At 75.1% G+C, this 21,358-nt stretch carries 20 protein-coding genes; 11 read left to right on the forward strand and 9 right to left on the reverse strand.

What is annotated here, in order from left to right:
- Nucleotides 1-13: 13 nt before the first annotated feature.
- The 3 genes from AC230_RS12145 to AC230_RS12155 all read left to right on the forward strand — a co-directional run bounded on the left by AC230_RS12145 (nucleotide 14) and on the right by AC230_RS12155 (nucleotide 4,396).
- A complete protein-coding gene (locus AC230_RS12145; RefSeq protein WP_049716158.1) occupies nucleotides 14-652 on the forward strand; it encodes an HD domain-containing protein in 639 nt (212 codons plus the stop codon).
- Between the two features lie 182 nt (nucleotides 653-834).
- Entirely contained in the window at nucleotides 835-1,617 is a 783-nt protein-coding gene (locus AC230_RS12150; RefSeq protein ID WP_049716159.1) for a phosphatase PAP2 family protein, read from the forward strand.
- Between the two features lie 244 nt (nucleotides 1,618-1,861).
- Entirely contained in the window at nucleotides 1,862-4,396 is a 2,535-nt protein-coding gene (locus AC230_RS12155) for a serine/threonine-protein kinase (RefSeq protein WP_049716160.1), read from the forward strand.
- 17 nt (nucleotides 4,397-4,413) lie between these two features.
- Here AC230_RS12155 and AC230_RS12160 read toward each other — a convergent pair whose 3' ends face one another.
- Nucleotides 4,414-4,842 carry a nuclear transport factor 2 family protein gene (locus AC230_RS12160; protein WP_049716161.1) on the reverse strand — a complete coding sequence of 143 codons (429 nt, stop codon included), beginning with the start codon at nucleotides 4,840-4,842 and terminating at the stop codon, nucleotides 4,414-4,416.
- A 114-nt stretch (nucleotides 4,843-4,956) separates the two neighbouring features.
- The gene (locus AC230_RS12165; protein ID WP_049716162.1) at nucleotides 4,957-5,931 is read right to left on the reverse strand and encodes a quinone oxidoreductase family protein; all 975 of its coding nucleotides are present in this window, start codon (nucleotides 5,929-5,931) and stop codon (nucleotides 4,957-4,959) included.
- A 102-nt stretch (nucleotides 5,932-6,033) separates the two neighbouring features.
- Between AC230_RS12165 and AC230_RS12170 the strand changes: the two genes are divergently transcribed.
- A complete protein-coding gene (locus tag AC230_RS12170; RefSeq protein ID WP_049716163.1) occupies nucleotides 6,034-6,363 on the forward strand; it encodes an ArsR/SmtB family transcription factor in 330 nt (109 codons plus the stop codon).
- Here AC230_RS12170 and AC230_RS12175 read toward each other — a convergent pair.
- Complete coding sequence (locus AC230_RS12175; RefSeq protein ID WP_049716164.1) at nucleotides 6,287-7,486, reverse strand: MFS transporter; 1,200 nt, start codon at nucleotides 7,484-7,486, stop codon at nucleotides 6,287-6,289. The genes AC230_RS12170 and AC230_RS12175 overlap by 77 nt on opposite strands.
- An 86-nt stretch (nucleotides 7,487-7,572) precedes the next feature.
- Here AC230_RS12175 and AC230_RS12180 point away from each other — a divergent pair, with 86 nt between their 5' ends.
- Nucleotides 7,573-8,157: a CGNR zinc finger domain-containing protein gene (locus tag AC230_RS12180; RefSeq protein WP_049716165.1), complete on the forward strand. Its 585-nt coding sequence runs from the start codon at nucleotides 7,573-7,575 to the stop codon at nucleotides 8,155-8,157.
- Here AC230_RS12180 and AC230_RS12185 read toward each other — a convergent pair.
- A complete protein-coding gene (locus tag AC230_RS12185; RefSeq protein ID WP_049716166.1) occupies nucleotides 8,154-8,768 on the reverse strand; it encodes a hypothetical protein in 615 nt (204 codons plus the stop codon). The two genes, AC230_RS12180 and AC230_RS12185, sit on opposite strands and share 4 nt — an antisense overlap.
- A 289-nt stretch (nucleotides 8,769-9,057) precedes the next feature.
- On the opposite strand from AC230_RS12185, the gene AC230_RS12190 reads away from it, so the two are divergent.
- The 3 genes from AC230_RS12190 to AC230_RS12200 all read left to right on the forward strand — a co-directional run bounded on the left by AC230_RS12190 (nucleotide 9,058) and on the right by AC230_RS12200 (nucleotide 11,023).
- A complete protein-coding gene (locus tag AC230_RS12190; protein ID WP_049716167.1) occupies nucleotides 9,058-9,324 on the forward strand; it encodes a DUF6255 family natural product biosynthesis protein in 267 nt (88 codons plus the stop codon).
- A gap of 111 nt (nucleotides 9,325-9,435) precedes the next feature.
- Nucleotides 9,436-10,257, forward strand: a complete 822-nt coding sequence (locus AC230_RS12195) for an SGNH/GDSL hydrolase family protein (protein WP_049716264.1) — start codon at nucleotides 9,436-9,438, stop codon at nucleotides 10,255-10,257.
- Between the two features lie 22 nt (nucleotides 10,258-10,279).
- Nucleotides 10,280-11,023: a serine hydrolase gene (locus AC230_RS12200; protein ID WP_049716265.1), complete on the forward strand. Its 744-nt coding sequence runs from the start codon at nucleotides 10,280-10,282 to the stop codon at nucleotides 11,021-11,023.
- A gap of 42 nt (nucleotides 11,024-11,065) precedes the next feature.
- On the opposite strand, the gene AC230_RS12205 is transcribed toward AC230_RS12200, so the two are convergent.
- Both AC230_RS12205 and paaK read right to left on the reverse strand, forming a co-directional pair.
- Nucleotides 11,066-13,489, reverse strand: coding sequence for a penicillin acylase family protein (locus tag AC230_RS12205; protein WP_049716168.1), 2,424 nt, complete (start codon nucleotides 13,487-13,489; stop codon nucleotides 11,066-11,068).
- An 80-nt stretch (nucleotides 13,490-13,569) separates the two neighbouring features.
- Nucleotides 13,570-14,871 (reverse strand): phenylacetate--CoA ligase PaaK, encoded by a 1,302-nt coding sequence (gene paaK / locus AC230_RS12210; protein ID WP_049716266.1) that lies wholly within the window; start codon nucleotides 14,869-14,871, stop codon nucleotides 13,570-13,572.
- A 206-nt stretch (nucleotides 14,872-15,077) separates the two neighbouring features.
- Between paaK and AC230_RS12215 the strand changes: the two genes are divergently transcribed.
- The gene (locus AC230_RS12215) at nucleotides 15,078-15,314 is read left to right on the forward strand and encodes a DUF397 domain-containing protein (protein ID WP_049716169.1); all 237 of its coding nucleotides are present in this window, start codon (nucleotides 15,078-15,080) and stop codon (nucleotides 15,312-15,314) included.
- Nucleotides 15,315-15,369: 55 nt separating this feature from the next.
- Here AC230_RS12215 and AC230_RS31040 read toward each other — a convergent pair whose 3' ends face one another.
- Nucleotides 15,370-15,492 (reverse strand): hypothetical protein, encoded by a 123-nt coding sequence (locus tag AC230_RS31040; RefSeq protein WP_422125579.1) that lies wholly within the window; start codon nucleotides 15,490-15,492, stop codon nucleotides 15,370-15,372.
- 184 nt (nucleotides 15,493-15,676) lie between these two features.
- Here AC230_RS31040 and AC230_RS12220 point away from each other — a divergent pair, with 184 nt between their 5' ends.
- Nucleotides 15,677-16,177, forward strand: a complete 501-nt coding sequence (locus tag AC230_RS12220; RefSeq protein ID WP_049716170.1) for a hypothetical protein — start codon at nucleotides 15,677-15,679, stop codon at nucleotides 16,175-16,177.
- Nucleotides 16,178-16,228: 51 nt separating this feature from the next.
- Here the strand turns inward: AC230_RS12220 and AC230_RS12225 are convergent, their stop codons facing one another.
- Nucleotides 16,229-18,241 (reverse strand): N-acetylmuramoyl-L-alanine amidase, encoded by a 2,013-nt coding sequence (locus tag AC230_RS12225; protein ID WP_078871178.1) that lies wholly within the window; start codon nucleotides 18,239-18,241, stop codon nucleotides 16,229-16,231.
- 234 nt (nucleotides 18,242-18,475) lie between these two features.
- Nucleotides 18,476-19,582 (reverse strand): aminoglycoside phosphotransferase family protein, encoded by a 1,107-nt coding sequence (locus tag AC230_RS12230; protein WP_049716171.1) that lies wholly within the window; start codon nucleotides 19,580-19,582, stop codon nucleotides 18,476-18,478.
- A gap of 272 nt (nucleotides 19,583-19,854) precedes the next feature.
- Here AC230_RS12230 and AC230_RS12235 point away from each other — a divergent pair, with 272 nt between their 5' ends.
- Nucleotides 19,855-21,351 carry a DNA-binding protein NsdB gene (locus tag AC230_RS12235; RefSeq protein WP_049716172.1) on the forward strand — a complete coding sequence of 499 codons (1,497 nt, stop codon included), beginning with the start codon at nucleotides 19,855-19,857 and terminating at the stop codon, nucleotides 21,349-21,351.
- The last annotated feature ends 7 nt before the right edge of the window (nucleotides 21,352-21,358 follow it).

Below are 21,358 nucleotides of genomic sequence, written 5' to 3' on the forward strand. Positions count from 1 at the left end.
GGCGGAGTCTAGGATGCCGGTGATCCACCGCACCCCGGGGAGCCGCATGGACGCCGACCTGCGCCGTCTGCACGACTTCATCACCTTCACCGCCCGCCTCCGCGAGGTCGAACGGCACAACAACGCGACCCCGTCGCGCCGGGAGAGCGTGGCCGAGCACTCCTGGCACCTGGCGATGGTCTGCTGGACGCTGCACGCCCGCTTCGAGGAGGAGTGCGGGCACCCGCTCGACCTCGGCAGGATGATCAAGATGTGCCTGCTGCACGACGTCGTGGAGATCGAGGCGGGCGACCCGTCGGCCTGGCACCGGGACGGGTCCGGGGAGGCGGCGAAGGCCCGGGCCGAGGAGGAGGTCGCGCGGCGGCGCTTCGCCGGCCTGCCCGGCGGGCTCGGCGCCGAACTGCTCGCCCTGCGGGAGGAGTACGAGCGCGGCGCGACGCCCGAGGCGCGCCTGGTGCGCGGGGTGGACCGGCTCAACCCGGCGCTGATGCGCTGCCTGACCGGGCAGGGCTGGGCGGACGTCGGCGCGGACGCCGCCGCCCTCGACCGGCTCCAGCTGCCGAGGGTCGGCGTCAGCGGGACGCTCACCGCCCTCTACCGCGCCGTGCGGGAGACCGCCGTGGCGCGCGGACTCCTCGACGACGCGCCGTGACGGACCCGTCGCCCTGCGTCGGCCCCGGGTGACCGGGCTTGGGGGCCCACCCTCTCCCGCGTGTACTTTTTGACGTACGGCCGCGCCACCACCGCCTCGGCGCCTCGGCGCGGCAGCCACTCGTGATCCCGTGCGTGCAGCCGCCCCGGCGCCGCCCTGCCGATACGAAGGACGCCCCACCCATGCCCTACGTGCGCCACTGGTTGCGCAACTCCGTCCTGTTGTTCGCGGCAGCGATCGTGCTCGGGCTGGTCGCCGCGCACACCTCGCTGATCCAGCCGCACGACCTGGACCTGGACCGGACGATCCAGACCAACACCCGCACCGGCTGGCTCAACGACGTCATGAAGGGGGTCAGCTACCTGGCCTCCCCGGTGGCCGGCGTGATCATCCTCGCCGTGTGGAGCGGCTGGCTGCTGTTCGTCCGGCGCCGTCCGGTCACGGCGGTCTCCACCTTCCTCGTGGTCGCGGTCGGCTGGAACAGCACGCAGATCGCCAAGGCGATCGTGGCGCGGAACCGGCCGCCCCGGCAGTTCTCGCTCGACCCCGAGATCGGCTCCAACAGCTTCCCCAGCGGCCACACCGCCTTCACGGTCGCGGCCGCCGTCGCCGCGTACTTCCTCTTCCGCGACTCCCGCCACCGCCGCACCGTCGCCGTGCTGGGCGTCTGCGCCGTCCTGCTGGTCGCCTTCTCCCGGATGTACATCGGCGCCCACTACCCGACCGACACCTTCGGCTCGGTGCTGGTCGCCGGCTCGGCGATCCTCTTCATGACCGGCGTGTGGCACGCCTGGCTGCTGCCCCGGCTCGACCGGATCCCGGTGGTCACCCCGCTGCTGGACCGCTTCGGGCTGGAGCGGGAGCAGGCGGAGATCGCGGCGCGCGAGGAGGGCGGCCACGCCGGCGTCCCGGGCCCGGGCGGCCCGCGCCGCCCCGGCCGCCACCGCAGGCACGCGGCCCGCTGACCGCCCGCCACCACGGCCCGCCGACTCCCCGGAGCGGCGGGCCGTCGCCGTACGCGGACGCCCGTCCCGCCGCACGCGGGAGCCCCGGGACGTCGCGGGAGGTGCCGGAGGTCCGCCGCGCGCCCCCGTGAGCCGCTCCCGTCGCCCTACAAGCGGATCCGGCGGCCCGCCATACTTGAGGGGGCCGGGGGAGCACGGCAGGGAGCCGGGGAACACGGCGAAGCGACGGGGGCGGCGGCGCAGGATGGCGGAGACCAGGCTGATCCAGGGCCGGTACCAGCTGCTCGACCGGATCGGGCGGGGCGGCATGGGCGAGGTCTGGCGCGCCCGCGACGAGTCCCTCGGCCGGCACGTCGCCGTCAAATGCCTCAAACCGCTCGGACCGCAGCACGAGCCGTCCTACCTTCGGGTGCTCCGCGAGCGCTTCCGCCGCGAGGCGCGCGTCGCCGCCTCGCTCCAGCACCGCGGCATCACCGTCGTCCACGACTTCGGCGAGAGCGACGGCGTCCTCTACCTCGTCATGGAGCTGCTCGACGGCCGCAACCTCAGCCAGCTCCTGGAGGACAACAAACAGCACCCGCTCCCCGTCCCCGAAGTCGTCGAGATCGCCGAGCAGGTCGGCGCCGCCCTCGCCTACACCCACCGCCAGGGCATCGTCCACCGCGACCTCAAGCCGGCCAACATCATGCGGCTCACCGACGGCACCGTGAAGATATGCGACTTCGGCATAGCGCGCCTCGGGCACGACATCGGCTTCACCGCCCGCCTCACCGGCACCGGCATCGCCATGGGCACGCCGCACTACATGTCGCCCGAGCAGATCGGCGCGGGCAGCGTCGACCACCGCAGCGACCTCTACTCGCTGGGCTGCGTGCTGTACGAGATCGCCACCGGCGCGCCGCCGTTCGACATGGACGACGCGTGGGCCGTGCTCGTCGGCCACCGCGACACCGCGCCCCGGCCGCCGCGCGAGCTGCGCCCCGAGCTGCCCGAGGAGTTCGAGCGCGTCGTGCTCGACCTGCTCGCCAAGGACCCGGACGACCGGCCGGACGACGCCACCGAGCTCGTCCGGCGCGTCACCGGCACCTGGCCGCGCCGGGAGGCCGGGCTCGCCGCGCGGTCGCCGATGTCGCTGTCGGACGGGGTGCCGCGCCCGCCCCGGGAGACCGTCTCCCGGCCGGACGGGCAGCCCCGGCTGCCGGCCTGGGCCCGGCACATGACCACCGGCTCCAAGGCCGCCGGCACCGGCCCGGTACCGGCGGCTCCGCCGGATCCCGCGGCGTCCCTGACCGGCTCGTGGACGACGCCGTGGGGACGGCACGGGGACGGGCCGCTCGCGCCGTTCGAACCGCCGGTGCCCGTCGGCCCGGCCGGGCCGGGGACGGCCGCGCGCACCCCGGCGCCCGGCGGGGCCGACACGGGCCGCCCGCGGACCGTGCCCGAACGGCGGACGGCGGTCTCGGCGCGGACGGCGCCGGGCGCGACCGCCGTACGCCACGGCGCCTCCCTCGCGGGCGCCCCGCCCGCCCCCGTCCCGCGCCCCTCCGTGCCGCACCCGGCGCACGCCGTCGATCCGCGCCGCCCCGCGCCCCGGACCGCCGGCGCGGAGCGCCCCCCGCCCGCCGCGCCCCCGTCCCCCGAGCAGCTCGCCGACCTCGCCGCCCGGCACAGCGGCGGCCTCCGCCTGGGCCGCGCCGGCCGCTGGGCCGAGGCCGGCGAGGCACACCGGGCCGTCGTCGCCGAACGCGAACGGCTCCTCGGCCCGGACCACCCCGACACCCTCGCCAGCCGCTACGAGGTCGCCTTCTCGCTCAGCCGGCTCGGCCGCCCCGAGGAGGCGCTGCGGGAGTTCGTGCGCACCGCGGCCGCCCGCAGCCGGGTCCTCGGCGCCGACCACCCCGACACGCTCGCGGCGCGCCAGGAGACGGCGTACGTCCTCGGGCAGCTGGGCCGCCACTTCGAGGCCCGCGAGGTGTACGCGGACGTGCTGGCCGCCCGCGAGCGCATCATGGGCCCCGACCACCCCGACACCCTGCGCTGCGGGCACAACCTGGCGTTCAGCCTCAGCAGACTGGGGCGGCTGGAGGACTCGTACCGCATGGCGCGCGACGTCGCGGCGGCGCGGGCGCGCGTCCTGGGGCCGGACCACCCCGACACCCTGGTCACCCGCTACGAAGTCGCCTACGCGCTGGGCCAGTTGGAGCGGTGGGAGGAGGCGCTGCGCACCTACCGCGAGGTCGCGGCGTCCCGCGCCCGGGTGCTCGGCGCCGACCACCCGGACACGCTCGCCGCCCGCTACGAGGCGGGCATCTGCCTCGGCCGCCTCGGCCGCAGCGCGGAGGCGCTGGAGCTCTACCGCACCCTGATCGAGGACCGCACCCGCGTCCAGGGCCCCGCCCACCCCGACACGCTGCGCGCCCGGCACGGCCTCGGCGTCAACCTGGGCCGCCTGGGGCGCTGGGAGGAGGCCCTGGCCGAGGCCCGCGACGTGTGCGCGATCCGCGCCCGGGTGCTCGGCGCCGACCACCCCGACACCCTCGTCAGCCGCCGCGAGGTCGCCGTCGGCCTCGGCTGGCTGGGCCGCTGGACGGACGCCCTGGCCGTCTACCGCGACGTCGCCCAGGCCCGCCAGCGCGTCCTGGGCGCCGACCACCCCGACGCCCTCGCCAGCCGCAACGACGAGGCCCACTGCCTGGAGCAGCTCGGCCGCACGGCCGAGGCGGCGGAGCTGTACCGGCAGGTGGCGGCGCTGCGCCAGACGCGGAACGCCCGCCGCTGAGCCCCGGCCGCCGCGCGTCAGCCGCGGAACGCCTCCGCGACGGAGAGGCTGTCCTCGTAGACGTGATGCCGCGTCACCAGCCCGTCCTGGACGGTGAGATGGAGCGCGAAGCGCGCGCGGTACGCGCGCCCGGTCGGCCGGGCCGTCTGCCGTATCTCGCCCATGACGACGGCGTCGTCCCCGTCGACGAGGATCCGTTCGACGACCGTCCCGGCCTCCTCGGGCACGTGGTGCTCGCCGATCTCCCGGTAGTGCGCGGCCGCGTCGGCCCGGCTGCCCTTGTGCCGGATCCACGGTGTCGCCGCCCGCCCGAGCTCCTCCTCCGGCCAGTTGACCTTCCAGTCCGCCCCGTCGGCGTACAGCTCGGCGATGCGCCCGGGATCCCCCTCGGCGATGCGCCGGAGCAGCTCCTCGACGGTGGCGCGGGTGGTGGCGGTGGCGGTCATGGCGGGGCCCTCCGGCTGTGAACGGTGCGTGCTGGGTGGTGCGGTGGGCTCCAGTGTGGCGAGGGAAGGGCGGGGACGGCGATTACCCCCGAGGTCATGCGGGCCGCACCGCCCTCACCCCCCGACCCGCAGCAGCAGCTTCCCCGTGCTCGCCCTGCTCCCCAGCAGCCGGTGCGCCTCCGGCGCCCCCGCGAGCGGGAACTCCGCCGTCACCGGCAGCTTCACCGTCCCCTCGGCGACCGCGCGGAACGCACGCCGCGTCAGCTCCCGCAGCGCGTCGGGCGCGTTCCGCGCGAGCGTGAACAGCGAGAAGCCCGACACCGACGCGGTGGCGGGGAAGAGGTCCCGCTGGGAGACCTGCCACGGCGTGGACGCGCTCGCGTTGCCGTACGCGACCAGGCGGCCGTAGGTCGCCAGCGAGGCGAGGCACTGGGTGAAGGAGTCGCCGCCGACCGGGTCGAGGGCGAGGTCCACGCCCCGGCCCCCGGTCGCGTCGCGGACGGCGCCGGCGAACGACGGGCCCGTGAAGACCTCGTCGTAGCCGTAGCGCCGCGCGTACTCCGCCTTCGCCTCCGTGGAGACGACGCCGTGGACCGCCCCCGCCCCGGCCGCCTTCGCCAACTGGCTGACGACCGTGCCGACTCCGCCCGCCGCGCCCTGCACGAGGACCGTGTCGCCGGGGCGGAGGCGCCCCACCTCGTGGAGGAGCGCGTGCGCCGTCGGCAGGACCGTCGGAAGGGTCGCGGCGACGCGCAAGTACCCCTCCGGCAGGGCGAAGACGGACGCCGCGTCGGCGACCACGACCTCCGCGTACGAGCCGCCGGGCGTGAACGCCGCCACCGGCTGGCCGGGGTAGAGGCCCGTCACCCCCTCGCCGAGGGTGCGCACGCGCCCGGACGCCTCCAGGCCGGGGCGGAAGGGCAGGGCCGGGACGCGGTAGCCCTCCGTCCGCGCCTTGACGTCGGCGAAGTTGACGCCGGCGTAGGCGACGTCGATGCTCACCTGCCCGGGTCCGGGCTCCGGAGGCTCCGCCGTCACCACCCGCAGGACTTCGGGGCCGCCGTAGTTCTCGAACTCGATCGCACGCATGGCTGCGTTCCCCTCCCGTGAGCGTCGATGGGTGTTCAACGTACGTCGAACACCTTGCCCGGAGTGTAAGATCGGCGTCGAACACTCGCAAGGGGGACCGAGATGTCATCGCGCACCAGCCACCGCTCCGCCCCGGCGCACACGCACCCCGACGACGTCGCCGTCCAGACCGCCCTCGCCGCGCTCGCCGACCCCGTGCGGCTGCGCCTCGTGAGAGAGCTGGCGAAGGCGGAGGACTGGACGCGCACGTGCGGGAGTTTCGACGTGCCCGTCGGAAAGGCCGCGTGCAGCCACCACTTCGCCGTCCTCCGCGCCGCCGGGCTCGTCGAGCAGCGGGACGAGGGCGCGAGGCGCCTCAACCGGCTGCGCCGGGCCGAGTTCGACGCCCGCTTCCCGGGACTGCTCGACCTCGTGCTGAGAGAGGACGGCTGACGGCCCCCGCCGCCAGCACGAGCAGCGCCAGGACCTCGGACGCCGCGCCCGCCCACGGCAGCGACCCCAGCCGCCCGGCCCCCGCCAGCAGTCCGCCGACCGCCCCGGCCACCGTCTGCCCGAGGTAGACGGCGCTGTTGTTGAGCGCGAGGAGCATGTCGCCGTCGTCCCCGCCGAGGGCCAGCAGCCGGTGCTGGATCAGCGGGAAGGCGCACCAGTGCACCAGCCCCCACGCCGCCAGCGCCACCGCCGTCCCCGCCGCCGAGCGCAGCGCCGGGGCGAGCGCCGCCAGGACGACGGCGAGCAGGCCGACCGAGCCCGCCAGCCCCGCCACCGCGCCGATCCGGTCGGCCAGCCGCCCGCCCGCCAGCACCCCGAAGAAGCTGCCGACGCCGAACAGCAGGAGCAGCCACGGCCGTTGGGCCGCCCCCACCCGGCCGGCCCGGTCCAGGACCGCCCCGAGGTAGGTGTAGACGGTGAACGTGCCGACGACCCACAGCATCGTCGTCAGCAGCGCCGCCGGCGCCCGCCGGATCCGGACGGCCGCCAGCCGCCGGGTGATTCCGGCCGCCGACCGTCCGGGCACGGACGGTAGACTCGGCCACAGGCCCGCCAGCGTGGCCAGCGCCAGCAGCGCCACGAAGCCGAACGCCCAGCGCCACGAGGCCACTTCGCCGATCGCGCTCCCCAGCGGCACGCCGAGCGCGATCGCCGTTGTCATGCCCGCGTAGACCACCGCCAGGGCCCGGCCCCGCCGCTCCGGCGCGGTGATGCCGGCGGCCACCGCCGACGCGGTCGACGCGTACAGCGCCGCACCCGCGCCCGCCACCACCCGGCTCAGCAGCAGCACGCCGTACGACGGCGCCACGGCCGACAGCCCGTTCCCGGCCGCGAACACGGCCAGCACCGTCACCAGCAGCGTCCGGCGGTCGACGCGCGCCGTCACCCCCGCCAGCACCGGCGCCGCGACGGCGTAGGTGAGGGCGAAGACGGTGACCGTCTGCCCGGCCGCCGCCGTGGACAGGCCCAACGTGCCGGCCACCGACGGCAGCAGCCCCGACACGATGAACAGATCCGTCCCTATCGCGAACATTCCCAGCGCCAGCAGCCAGATGCGCCCCATGGGCCGCCCCTTCCCTCCCCGAACGGACGACCGGCCCGAAGTAACCGGTCGTGTGGTTACTGCGAGCCGTAACCTAACATGGGGTTATGAGTGGGGATCAAGGCAACGACTGGGTCTGGTACGGCGACCGCGTCTGCGTCGACTTCATCAACACCCGACGCGACCGCTGGTCCGGCGAGGGCCGCGAACTGCTGCGCGAACCGGAGGACTTGGTGGCGTGGTTCGCCGCCGCCGGCATCGGCGGCAGCTGCCGCGCCGTGGACGGGGCGGTGCTCGCCGAGGCGGTCGAGCTGCGGGAGGCGATCGACGCCGGGGTGCGGGCCGTCGTGGCCGGCGACCCGTTCCCCGCGTCCGCCCGGGACGTGCTCAACGTCTGGCTGACGCGCGCGGCCGAGCGGCCCGCCCGGCTGGAGATCCGGGACGGCGTCCCCGAACTGCGGCCCGGCGTCCCGCCGGTGGACGGCCGCGGCGCGCTCACCCGCATCGCCGTGGACGCGGCCGAGGTCTTCGGCGGCGACCTGCGCGAGCGGCTGCGCATCTGCGGCGGCGAGCGGTGCGGAGCCCGCTTCCTCGACAACTCCGCAGCCCGGCGGCGGCGTTGGTGCCGCATGTCCACCTGCGGCAACCGCGCCAAGGCGGCGCAGCACCGGCGCTCCGCGGCGGCTCCCTAGAGCCGGGTGAGGGTCAGGATCACGCTCGGGATCAGCGGTCCCTCCGACGGCTGGACGGCGTTGAAGCGCACGTTGCGGCCCTTGGACCTCACCTGCACCGTGTCCCCCGCCTTCAGCGGCACCGCCGACTGCGAGACGACCACATGCGTGCTGTGCGTCACCGCCTGGCAGAGGCGGACGCCGCTGTTCGGCAGCGCCTGGCCGTTGATCGTGAACCAGGTGTCCACGCACCCGTCCGTCGGGTCGTTGCCCTGCTGCACGCCGCCCTTGTCCGTCAGCACCTGCGGTGCGACGACGATCAGATAGGTTCCCGCGTGCTCGACCGTGACCGAGTCGTCGGTCACCTTGACGCCGTGGTGCGCGTCGTCCTGCTCCAGCCGCACGGTCTTGACGGTGCCGTCCTGGACCTGGTCCTGGGCGGACGAGAGCTGCGCGAAGTCCGTGCTGTGCACGGTGCCTTGGAGGCCGTCGGCCTCGTACGGGGCGGTGGAGGGGTGACCCTCTCCGCTCCGGTCGCGGGCCGGGCCGGCGGCGTGGGTGGAACCGGCCGTCGTCATGGCGAGGGCGAGGGTGGCGGCGGCGAGGTGGAGGAGGGTGCGGGGAGCGGACACGGGGCCTCCCGTACGTTATGCCCGAACGGTGTCGGAACCAGCGTATGGGGGGTGGGATGCCCCGTTGTATGGCGCAATTGTGTGCAGTTACTGCCTCCTTCGGGTGTTTATGCGTGCGCGGGGCGCATGGGGGTGGGGAGCGTCGCCCGTGCAGTCGCGGGCGGTCCGGGGGCTCCGGGACGCCCCCGGACGCACCGGATGCCGGAGGGATTCCGGTTGGTGCGATTCCGGCCGCTCCGCCGGGGGAAGCGATCCTTCCGGTCACAGCCGTCGCAGCCAAGGAGGGGAAGTGACGTTCTCGGTCGGCAGGCTCATGGACAACTGCCAGCACCGCGAGGGCTGGGAGACGGCGAACGGCGAGGAGCGGTGCACACGGTGCGGGACGCGGCGCTTCACGGAGTACGGGGCGCTGCGGCCGCCGGAGGTGCCGCAGGGGGTGGCGCCGCCGGAGGGCCGGGGGCGGGCGGACCGCTCGGTGGGGGCGGCCGTCGCGCGGACGGTGCGGCAGATCAGGCGCTGGAGGTTCGTCCGGGCGGCGTTCGGGCGGCCCTTCTGAGGGGCGGGCTCGTGTCCGGGCGCGGGAGCGGCTCGTTGCCCGGGCATGAACGACGCACCAGTCACGGGACACGCCGAGAGACACGGCAACAAGAGACACGTCAAGACGGCCATGGGACGCCGGCCGGTGGCCGTCGCGGCCGCCGCGCTGGCGGCACTGCTGCTGGGCGGCCCGGCGGCGGCCCCGGCGGCCCCGGCCGCGCCGGCCCCGGCGGCCCCGCGCGGCTACGTCGCCCTCGGCGACTCCTACTCGTCCGGGGTGGGCGCGGGCCTCGGCTCGTACGACCGCGCCAGCGGGGCGTGCAAGCGCAACGCGAAGGCGTACCCGGCGCTGTGGGCGGCGGCCCACACGCCGTCGTCCTTCGCGGACACCGCCTGCCGGGGAGCGACGGTGGCGGACGTCACCTCGTCCCAACTGGGCCCGCTCGGCCCGGGAACGGGGCTGGTGAGCATCACGGCGGGGGCGAACGACGCCGGCTTCGCGGAGGTGATGGGGACGTGTGCCGTGCGCGGCGAGGAGGCCTGCCTGGCGCGCATCGACCAGGCGCGGACGTACGTGACGCGGACGCTGCCGGGCACCCTGGACGCGCTGTACACGGCGATCCGCCGCAAGGCGCCGGCCGCGCGGGTCGTGGTCCTCGGCTACCCCCGCTTCTACCGGCTGAAGGGGAGCTGCGTCCTCGGCATGACGGAGCGGGAACGGTCCGCCGTCAACGACGCGAGCGACGTGATCGACGCCGTGCTGGCCCGGCGGGCGCACGGGCACGGGTTCGTGTTCGCCGACGTGCGCCCGGCGTTCGCGGAGCACGGGATCTGCTCGCGCACACCCTGGCTCCACTCGCTGACCCTGCCGGTGGAGGAGTCGTACCACCCCACCGCGGAGGGGCAGGCGAAGGGCTATCTGCCGGTGTTCGCGCGGGCGGCGGGGAGGTGACCGAGCCCCTACGATGGGTGCCGTGCTCTCCGTCGTAGCGGCGCCGTGGCGGCGCCCGCCCGTGATCCTGCGCCACCCCGACGTCCGGCACGAGGCCGCGAGCACCATGAAGGTCGCGGTGCTCGCGGCGCTGCACCGCGGCGGGACGGACCTCGACCGGCGGGTGCCCGTGCGGAACGCCTTCGAGTCGGCCGTCGGCGGGACGTACGCGATCGACCGGGCCGAGGACAGCGACCCCGAGCCGTGGAAACTCCTCGGCCGGACCGCCTCGTTGCGGTGGCTCGCCGAGCGGATGGTGACGCACTCGTCGAACCTCGCCACCAACATCTGCCTGGAGAAGGCCGGTCACGAGGCGGTGGCCGAGGTGTGGCGGCGGGCCGGGGCCACGGGCAGCGCGAGCCCGCGCGGGATCGAGGACCTCGCGGCGCGGGCGGCCGGACTGCGCAACGTCGTCACGGCCCGGGACCTCGTCCGGCTGCTGGAGTCGCTGGAGCCGGAGGTGCTGGCCCTGCTGGAGCACAACGCCCACGCGGTCGACCTCGCCGCCGGCCTGCCGCCCGGCACCCGGCTGGCCAGCAAGAACGGCTGGATCAGGGGGGTACGGAACTGCGCCGCCGTGGTGTATCCGCGGGACGCCCCGCCGTACGCCCTCGCCGTCTGCTACAGCGGGCCGTCGGCCACCGGGCACGACGTGGACGACCCGGCGGCCCGGCTGCTGGCCAGGGTCTCGGCCCGGGTGTGGCGGGCGCGGCACGACCTCAAGTGACCGCCGGGGCGGTGGAGTTGCACCGCCCCGGCGGCCGGCGGGTCAGCGCCCGCCCACCCGCACCACCCGCAGGGCGGGCGACGCGAGGATGTCCTTCTCGCAGAAGCGGGCCTTCACCATGCGGCCCGCCGAGAACAGCTCGGTCTGGTCGCTGTAGTGGGGCGAGGCGGGGTCGGAGGACTGGGAGTACGTGAGCAGCGTGCGCGCCACCGGGCAGGGGCCGCCGTCGAAGCCCACGGCCTGGAGGTAACTGGTGCCCGAGCGCACGTCGGTGTAGGCGCCGCGCGCCGCGTCCCAGCGGGACTGGACGACGTTCCAGACGCCCAGGTCGTGCGAACCGCCGGGAATGGGAAGGCGTTTGCCGCCGCGCTCGACGAACTGGTGCTCGCCCCACGGCGCGTCGAGCGCGGTCCCCTGGGCGCGCAGCTCGGCGACGGCGTCGGCCAGGACGCGGGCGACGGCCGGGTGGGCCGTGTCGAGCGAACGGGGCGTGCGCACGGGGTCCTCGGCGGAGAAGGGCACCCGCCACAGCTTGTCCTGCGGGACGGCCGCGGTGAGCTTGCGCCAGTAGCGGTCGAAGAGCAGGGCGCCCCTGCTGCCGGGGCGGACCGTGCGGTCCCAGCGGGCCAGCACGCCGCACGCCGCCGAGACGTCGACGGCCTTGCCGTCGCTGCCCGTCGCGCGTCCGCCCGGCAGCTTCGCGCAGGCCGCCGCCGTGTCGGCGGCGGCGAGCGCACCGGCCGGGACCCGGTCGGCGAACTGCTGCTCCCGCAGGTCGTCCACGGTCAGCCGGCCGCGCCGGGCCAGGGCCGCGACGTCCTCGACCGCGCCGCGGGTGCGCAGCGAGCGCGGGGTGCCGATGTCGCCGAAGACGCGCGGGTACCCGGTCAGCGGGCGGTCCGCGTTGGACAGCCAGGCGCTGTCGTTGGAGTTCTCGGCGTACGGGGCGTCGGTCAGGGTGGGCATCGCCGACGGGCCGAAGACGCCCGGCTGCAGCGCGTCCCTGTCGCGGCCGAGCGCGCAGGCGCGGCGCGAACCGTCCAGGACGGCGAGGCCCGTTCCGGGGTAGAGCCTGCGGCCCAGCGCCGTCGAGCAGCGTCCGGCGAGGTCGTCGGTGATCCGGGGCAGCACCTGCGACTGGGACATGAGGCTGTGCCCGGCCCTGTCGGCGGCGACGGTGTTGACCCAGGGGAGGCCCTGGGTGCGGCGCAGCGCGTCCCGCACGTCGTGGACGCTCCGCGCCTTGCCGAAGGCCAACGAGGTGTCGGTGAAGCGGAGTTGCGCGGCGTTGGGGTCGGTGATCGCGTAGAGCGTCTTCCCGGTCCAGGGCAGCGGCAGTTCGCCGCCGAGCGAGGTGAGGACGGGACCGTAGCGGGTCCACCACTGACTGCGGGTCACGTCGGTGACGCGGCCGTCCTCGCCGCGCACGGGCACGGTGACCTTCCGCTCGGTCATCGCCTCGGGCACGCCGTCCACCAGGTAGGCGTGCGGGTTCCCGGGCGCGGCCCTCAGCTCGTAGAGGCCGAACGGGACGCCGGTGGCGACGGTGTGGCTCCAGGCCACGTACGGGTTGTGGCCGATCTCGACGACGGGCATGCCGAGGAGCGAGACGCCCGCGACGTCGAGTTCGCCGGGGATGGTCAGCTGGGCCTGCCAGAAGCGGCGTCCGCCCTGCCAGGGGTAGTGCGGGTTGCCCAGCAGCAGGCCGCGGCCGGTGGCGGTGACGGCCCCGGAGAAGGCCACGGCGTTGGAGCCCATGTCGCCCGCGCGGGCGGCGAAGAGGGCCTTGGCGGCGGCCTCCGGGGCACGCCGCGCGGCCGTGCGCGGCGCGGCGCCGGAGGACGGGCGGGCGCCGGTGATCCCGTCCACGGTGCCGCCCTGGCCGCCCAGGACGGTGAGCGCGTAACCGCGCCGGGCGACGTCGAGTTCGGTGACGGGGCGCACCCAGGAGGCGCCCCGGCACCGCTCGTCGGTGATCCTGTTCCGCGCGAGCCAGGCGTTGTAGCCGGCGGCCCAGCCGCGCGCCAGCTCGCGGGCCGGGCGGGACGGGCCCTCCGGGGCGGGCCGGGCCAGGAGCCTCTCGACCGTCCGGGCGTCGCGGATGCCCCGGAAGAACAGGTCGCTGGAGAGGTTGGTGGAGGCGTCGGACAGGTCGGGGCCGGGGGCGGCGTCCGGCCCGAAGTGGCGCGAGCGCTCGCCGCGCAGGGTGACGAACCCGTCGGCCAGGGTGCACACCTGGTCGGCGGCCTGGGCCCAGCCGTCGCCGAACCCGAGGCTCGCGTAGTCCTTGGCGACGATGTGGGGGATGCCGTACTCGGTGTAGCGGATGGTGGCCGAAAGGCCGCCTCCGGAGGGTCTGTTGTCGTCCCCGGCGGTGGCCGCCGAGGCGGCCGGCAGGGCGCCGGCGCCGGTGAGCAGGGCGAGCGCGCCGACCGTCAGGGCGCGCAGGCGGTGTCGTAAGCGCAAGACCGGTTCTCCTCGTGTCGGGAGGTCGCTGCGGGGAGAAGGACTCCCCTGGCGGGGAAGGGGGTTGAGGGAGCGTCCGGTCATGTGGCGGGGGTCTCACGCAGGTCCACGACCCGCTTGATCTTCCCCACCGACCGCTCCAGCGAGCCCGGTTCGACGATCTCCACCGCCGCCGTGACCCCCACGTCGTCCTTGATCCGCCGGGCGATCTCCCCGGCGGCCTCGGCACGCCGCTCGGGCGGGGTGCCGGGACGGGACTCGGCGCGCACCGTCAGGCGGTCCAGGCGGCCCTCGCGGGTGAGCCGGAGCTGGAAGTGGGGCGCCACGCCGGGCACGTGAAGGACGATCTCCTCGACCTGGGAGGGGAAGAGGTTGACGCCGCGCACGATGACGAGGTCGTCGCTGCGGCCCGTGATCCGCTCCATCCGGCGGAAGACCCGGGCGGTGCCGGGCAGCAGCCGGGTCAGGTCGCGGGTGCGGTAACGGACCACGGGCATCGCCTCGTTGGTGAGCGAGGTGAGGACGAGCTCGCCGGGCTCGCCGTCGGGCAGCACCTCGCCGGTGACCGGGTCGACGATCTCCGGATAGAAGTGGTCCTCCCACAGGTGCGGGCCGTCCTTCGTCTCCACGCACTCCTGGGCGACGCCCGGGCCCATCACCTCCGAAAGCCCGTAGATGTCACAGGCGTCGAGCGCGAACCGCTCCTCGATCTCGCGCCGCATCCCCTCCGTCCACGGCTCGGCGCCGAGGACGGCGACGCGCAGGGAGGTCGAGCGCGGGTCGACGCCCTGCCGCTCGAACTCGTCGAGCAGCGTGAGGAGATACGACGGGGTGACCATGATGACGCGCGGCCGGAAGTCCTGGATCAGCCGCACCTGACGGGACGTCATGCCGCCCGAGGCCGGGATCACCGTGCAGCCGAGCCGCTCCGCGCCGTAGTGCGCGCCCAGGCCGCCGGTGAACAGTCCGTAGCCGTAGGCGACATGGACCCTGTCCCCGGGCCGGACGCCCGCCGCGCGCAGCGAGCGCGCGACCAGGCCGGCCCAGGTGTCCAGGTCCCGGTCGGTGTAGCCGACGACGGTCGGACGGCCCGTGGTGCCGCTGGAGGCGTGGATGCGGCGGATCCGCCCCTCGGGGACGGCGAACATCCCGAAGGGGTAGTGGTCGCGCAGATCCGCCTTGGTGGTGAAGGGGAACCGGCCGAGATCGGAGAGGGTGGCGCAGTCCCGCGGGCGTACCCCGGCCGCGTCGAACGCCCGACGGTGGAACGGCACGTTGTCGTAGGCGTGCTGGAGGGTGGCGCGGAGGCGCTCCCGCTGGAGGGCCGCCAGCTCCCCGCGCGTCAGACGCTCGCCCGGGTCCTCCGGTGCGGGATCCGTCATCGTCACACCCCCGTGCGTGCCGACCGATCGTTCGGTGGTTCCGTGTGCGCTCACGGAACCAGCCGCCGGGGCGGGCGTCAAGGGGCGCCCGCCCCGCGGCCCTCGCCCGTACGGGCGATCCCCGGCCCTGGCCCCGGGGTCTGTCCCCGGCGCGCCGGGCTCGTTAGGGTGACCGGGTGAGGACCGGACCGGGAGGAGCGGCGGACGTGGCGGAGAGCGCGACCGAGGACCTGGCGGGCGACATGAGGCAGCGGCTCGACCTTGCCAACGCCACCTGGCAGTCGGGCAGTCACGGCAAGGGCGACGTCCAGATCGGCTTCATCGAGGGCTACGTCGCCATGCGCGACCGGCGCACCCCCGAGGTGCCGGCGCTGATCTTCAACCCGGAGGAGTGGCGGGCCTTCGTGGAGCTGGCCAGGGAGGGCGAGTTCGATCTGACGTGAGGGCGGGGCGTGCTCCCGCGCCCGTTCCTCCGCGGCCGCCCGCGGCGGCCCGGCGTCAGTGCAGGACCACGCAGCCGCGCGCCGCGAGCGCGTCGAGCAGCCGGGGCGCCGGCTCGACGGCGTTCCAGCGCAGATCGAGCTTCTCCAGCGCGGGTAGTCCGGCGAGCCACCCGGGCACGTGCGTCAGCCGGTTGGCGCGCCCCTGGATCCCGTAGTCGAGCGGCCCTCCGGCATCCGGTGCCCCTCTCCCGTGCCCCTCCCCTGTCACTCCCGCTGCTCCGCCGCGGAGCGGTGACCGTACCAGCCGTCACAGACGGTCGCCCCGGGGGCGGCCGTGCTCGACGGGCACGTACGATGTGGGCATGTCCTTCCTCCGCCGCCGCAACTCCGCCACTCCCACGGGGCCGGACTTCGACGTCCTGGCCATGGACCCCGGGGACTGGCCGGGCGACCTCGGTGCCGGGCTGCTGCCCGCGCCCGACGGCAGCTGCCAGGGCGTCTTCCTCCGCTACGACCTCTTCGGCGGCCGCGGCCCGGCGATGATCATCGGCAATCTGCCCGAGGGCTCGCCCGCCCGCGAGCTGGCCGAGGGGCAGGTTCCGTTCGAGGTCGCGCAGCTGCTCGCCGCGCTCGGCAACGACGAGCCGGTCAAGGTGCTGGAGACCGAGGACATGCCGGTCATGCACGAGGACAACCTGCTGATCGTGCGTCGGCTCAAGTGCTCCGAGAGCCGGATCTCCTGCACCCAGTTCGACCGCAGCGACGGCGTCCTGGTGACGATCGCCAGCTGGGACCGGCCCATCACCGACGACCTCTACCAGCTCCTCAAGCCGCTGCCCGCGGAGATGTTCCAGGCGGGCTGAGCACAGGACGGACGGACCGGCCCGGGTCTCCCGGGGCCGGTCCGCCGTCGGTCAGCGGCCCGACGGGCGGACCGTCACGTCGGACGCCCGGACGAACGCCACCCGGTGGCCGAACTGGATCTCGTAGTACGTCTCCTTGCCCCGCACCACCCGGTGGGCCGCCGGGTCGAAGTTGCCCGCCCACAGGAACTCGCCGGGGATCTCCTCGCCCACCGCGTACGCCTGCCCGGCGGGCAGCCGGTACGGCAGGGGGACCAGCGGCTGCACCGGAACGCCGGGCGGATACGCCTCCTTCTCCGGGTACGCCCGCCCGTAGACCGGGATGTCCTTCAGCCCCTGGCGCGGGGTGGCGATCCGGCCCTGGGCGCCGGCCGTCACCGGTGACCACCACGGGTCGCGGAACCACGCCTTCTGCCCCAGGTACCACACGGCCGTCCAGCCGGGCAGCCGGCCGGCGACGGCGAACTGCTGGCCCGTGGAGGCGCGGGCCCCGGTGTCGTTGACGTCCGTGGTCGAGGGCGAGCCGTCGGGGCGCAGCCCGACGTCCTTGATCAGCGGGGTGTTCTCGCCGGGGCCGGTGTGCAGCCGGACCGCGCCCGAGCCGTGGGGGAGGCACCGCCGCCCGGGCTTCTCGCAGCCGGTGTAGACGGGCATGTTCACGTCGTACTCCGGCAGGATCGTGACCAGGCCGCCGAACGGGCCCCCGGCCGGGCGGAACGGCCGGCCCATCAGCTCGAAGTAGTGCGCCCAGTCCCAGTAGGGACCGGGGTCGGTGTGCATGCCCTTGATCGTCGAGGGGGTCGTGCCCGGGACGTTGTCATGGCCCAGGATGTGCCGGCGGTCCAGCGGGATGTCCAGCCGGTCGGCCAGGTAGCGCACCAGGCGGGCCGAGGTGCGGTACATCTCCTCCGTGTACCAGGCGTCGGGCCGGGCCAGGAAGCCCTCGTGCTCGATGCCGACCGAGGCGCTGTTGACGTACCAGTTGCCCGCGTGCCAGGCCACGTCCTTGGTGGGCACGTGCTGGGCGATGTGCCCGTCGGAGGAGCGGACCGTGTAGTTCCAGGAGACGTAGGCCGGATCCTTTATCAGGCGGAGGGTCGTCTCCCAGGTGCCCTCCGTGTCGTGGACGACGATGAAGCGCGCCTTCTGCGACCGGGGCCGGTCCGCCACGTCGTGGTTGCCGTAGTCCGAGCCCTCCAGCTTCTGGTAGGGCGCGGGCACCGCCTCGCAGGACACCGACCCGGGACACTCGGCGCCGGAGGGCGGGGGCGTGGTCAGGCCGAGCCGCGCCACCTGGTCCCTGCGGGGGGCGAGCGCGCCGCTCGCGGGGAGGCTCACGTGCTGGCCGGCGTCGTTGACGCGCTCCTGGCCGGTGCGGAGCACCTCGAAGACGTCGTTGGCGAAGGCCGTGGCGGACCTGGTGTCCGACGCGCCGGAGTAGCCCGCCACCGCCCCGAACCAGTCGTCCGGACGGCCGCTCGCCGGGAGGCCCAGCCGCTTCTGCGCGTCGGCGAGCAGGGCCGCGCCGCCGCGTACGTTCTCCGCGGTCCGCTCCCGCAGCCGGGCCGGCGGGAGGCCGGTCAGCGCGGCGGCCCGGGGCAGGGTGCGCAGCCGGGCCGGCAGCGCGCCGGGCGACGGCACGGACGGGGCCTCGCCGGGCCGGCGGTGCCCGCCCCCCGGCCCCGCCGTCGCGGCGGGGGCCGCCGCGCCGCGCGCGTCGGCACCGGGCTCGGCGGGCGGGACCGCCGAGGCCAGAGCCGTGGCGGCGTCCGTCAGATGCATCGGGCCGTAGCCGCCGGTGACGCTGGGCGCCCCGCCGTGCACGTCCCAGCGGGACTCCAGGTAGGAGACGGCCAGCAGGACGCTCTGCGGGACGTGGTACTCCGCGGCGGCTTCCGCGAACTCCCGTTGCAGCGTCCCGGTGCCGGCCCGGGCGGCCGACGCGGCGGGCGGGGCCCCCACCAGGGGCAGCAGCAGGGCGGCCGACGCCACCGCGCCGGCCGCCCGTCTGGCGTGGCGAGCGGTTCTCGGGGCGATTCCGGTTGCCGGGGCTGGTCCACGCAATGCAGCCTCCTCGGGGTCGGGCCGTGCCGTGCGCCGGAGCGGCGGGGGAGCCGGGGGACCCCGAAACTACCAAGCGCAGGAGCCATGCAGACGATCCGTCAAACAGACTGGACGGAGTGTTATGTCCACGTCAACGGCCTGGGCTGGGGGAACCGCGTGGGCGGCTGCGCCGTGGGGGTGAACGCCGACACGCCGCGCTCGGGGCGCGGCGTGTCGGCGGGTGGCGGGCGGCCCTCAGCGGGTGCCCACCGCAGCTCGTACCGCACGACGGGCCATGGCGCAGTCGTCGTGCAGCCGGCGCAGCAGCAGCCGCTGCTCCTCGCCGGTGTCGGGCGAACCCGGGGGCACCGGCTCCTGGAGGGAGCGCTGCACGGCCGTCTCGTACCTCCTGATCTCCCGGGTGAGGACCAGCATCAGATTCACCAGAAAGGCGTCGCGCGAGGTGGGCCCCGCGGCCTGCGCGTGCTGGCTGATCTGCCGCCGGGCCGCCGGGGCGTCGCCGAGGACGGCCCACAGCGTCGCCAGGTCGTACCCCGGGAGGTACCAGCCGGCCTGGTCCCAGTCGACCAGGACCGGGCCGGCGGGGGAGAGCAGGATGTTGGAGAGGAGGGCCTCGCCGTGGCAGAACTGGCCCTGCACATGGGCCAGTCCGTGCAGGAGCTTCTGGAGGTCGCCCATGTCGCGGTCGGTGAGCAGGCCCAGTTCGTGATAGCGGGCGATGTGCCGGCCGTAGTCGAGCGGCATGTCGAACATGCCGGCCGGGGGCCGCCACAGATTGACCCGGCAGAGCGCGCCCAGGGCCACCCGGACATCGGCGCGGGGCGGGGTGGTGGACGGGTGGCGCTGGGCCGCGGCGGGGCGGCCCGGCATCCGCTCGATCACCAGGGTGCCGTTGTCCGGGTCGGCGGCGATGAGACGGGGGACGCGGACGGGCGGGCGGTGCCGCACGAACGCGCGGTATGTCGCTATTTCGTGCTGGAACCGCTCGGCGGAGGCGGGGGAGCGGTCCAGTAAACACTTGGCCACGGCGCTGTTGCGACCGGCGGTGCCGACCAGCAGCACGGAGCGGCTGCCGCGGCGCAGCACCTGGACGGGGTTGAACTCCGGGCAGATGCGGTGCACCGAGGTGATCAACGGCCGGAGCTCGGCCCCCTGAGGGCCCGACAGGTCCAGTCTTCCGCTGAGGGGTTGCTGAGCGCCGATCCCCGGACCCCGCCGGGCCCGGCCGCCCCCGAACGCGGCTCCCACGGCATGGGAGGGGTCGAGGTACGGTCCGCCGCTCTGCTGGGGCGGCCGCGCGGGCCGGAGCGGAGCGGACACGGAGGTCGATGCTGCATACATGGGCGGAACAGATCCCTTCGTGTGCCGTCGAGGGGCCACCCCCGCGCATCACCCCCCGCGAGGCGCGGGAACCGCGGGCGACCGGTGATCGCCGTGCGGTCGTCGCGCACCCTGGGGAATGCGCGACGGGTGGCCGGGGTGGCGCGTTCCTACATCACACCCGTTCATGGGTGGCACACCATCTGGCGGACCCTGGCGAACCCTGGCGAATACTCGCCTGGCCTTCGGGCGGCCGATACCTTCAAGTCAGCCGAGGAACCTGGGGGCTTGACGTGACGAGGGAACCCAACACCCGCCTTGCGGATCTGTTCGGCCTGGCCGGATGGTCCAAGGGCGAGCTCGCGAGGCTGGTCAACCGGCAGGCGGCGGTCATGGGCCATCCGCAGCTGGCGACCGACACCTCCCGGGTGCGGCGCTGGATCGACATGGGGGAGTCCCCGCGCGATCCGGTGCCCATGGTGCTGGCCGCCCTCTTCACCGAGCGACTCGGTCGTGTCGTGACCATCGAGGACCTCGGGTTCGGCCGGCGCGGGCGCGCCGGCCGGGGACAGTCCCACGATGGACTGCCCTGGCCGCCCGAGCGGACGGCCGCGGTCCTCACCGAATTCACGGGAATGGACCTCATGCTCAACCGACGCGGCTTGGTGGGCGCGGGCGCCGCGCTCGCCGCAGGCTCAGCACTCAGCGGGGCGATGCACGACTGGCTGCACACCGATCCGGCCCTCGCGGCCGACGCCCCCCGTTTCGACGACCCCCTCCACCGTGAGGCGGCCCGCGCCGGGTTCGCCGAACAGGCCGGCTACGACCGCTACGAGGCGGCCCCGGTGGGCTCCACCGAGATCGACGAGCTGGAGCGCTCCGTCGACGTCTTCCGCGCCTGGGACGCCGCCCGCGGCGGCGGCCTCCAGCGCAAGGCGGTGGTCGGCCAGCTCAACGAGGTGGGCGGCATGCTCGCCTACCGCCACCCCGAGCACCTCCAGCGCAGGCTCTGGGGGGTGGCGGCCAACCTGGCGGTGCTGGCCGGCTGGATGTCCCACGACGTGGGCCTGGAGCCCACCGCCCAGAAGTACTTCGTGATCGCGGCGCACGCCGCCCGCGAGGGGGGCGACCGGCCGCGGGCCGGCGAGGCGCTCTCCCGCGCCGCCCGGCAGATGGTCCACCTCGGCCGCCCCGACGACGCGCTGGATCTGATGAAGCTCGCCCAGTCCGGCTCCGGCAGCGAGACCCTGCCGCGCACCCGCGCCATGCTCTGCACCATCGAGGCCTGGGCGCAGGCGTCGATGGGCAAGGGCCAGGCGATGCGGCGGACGCTGGGCCAGGCCGAGGAGCTCTTCGTCTCCGACAAGCGGGACGTCCCGCCGCCCAGTTGGATGCAGCACTTCGACGAGGCGGATCTCCACGGGATGCAGGCCCTGGCCTACCGCACGCTCGCCGAGCACGACCCCGCGGCGGCGGTGATCGCCCAGCAGCACGCCAAGGAGGCGCTGCGGCTCCGCAAGGGCGGCCACCAGCGGTCCACGGTCTTCGACTACATCTCGATGGCCTCGGCGTGCTTCATCAGCGACGACCCGGAGCAGGCGGACACCTATGCGCGCCTGGCGCTGGTCACCATCGGCGAGACCTCCTCCCACCGCACCTGGGACCGGCTGCGCGAGATGTACCGGCTGACCGGCAAGTACGCCGGGTACGCCCGTATCGCCGATCTCCGGCAGGAGATCCAGCGGGCGCTGCCCAAGGGCCCGCCCAAGCCCCGGGCGGCGACGGCCTGAGGGGTGG

The organism is Streptomyces caatingaensis, from assembly GCF_001187435.1.
GTDB lineage: Bacteria > Actinomycetota > Actinomycetes > Streptomycetales > Streptomycetaceae > Streptomyces > Streptomyces caatingaensis.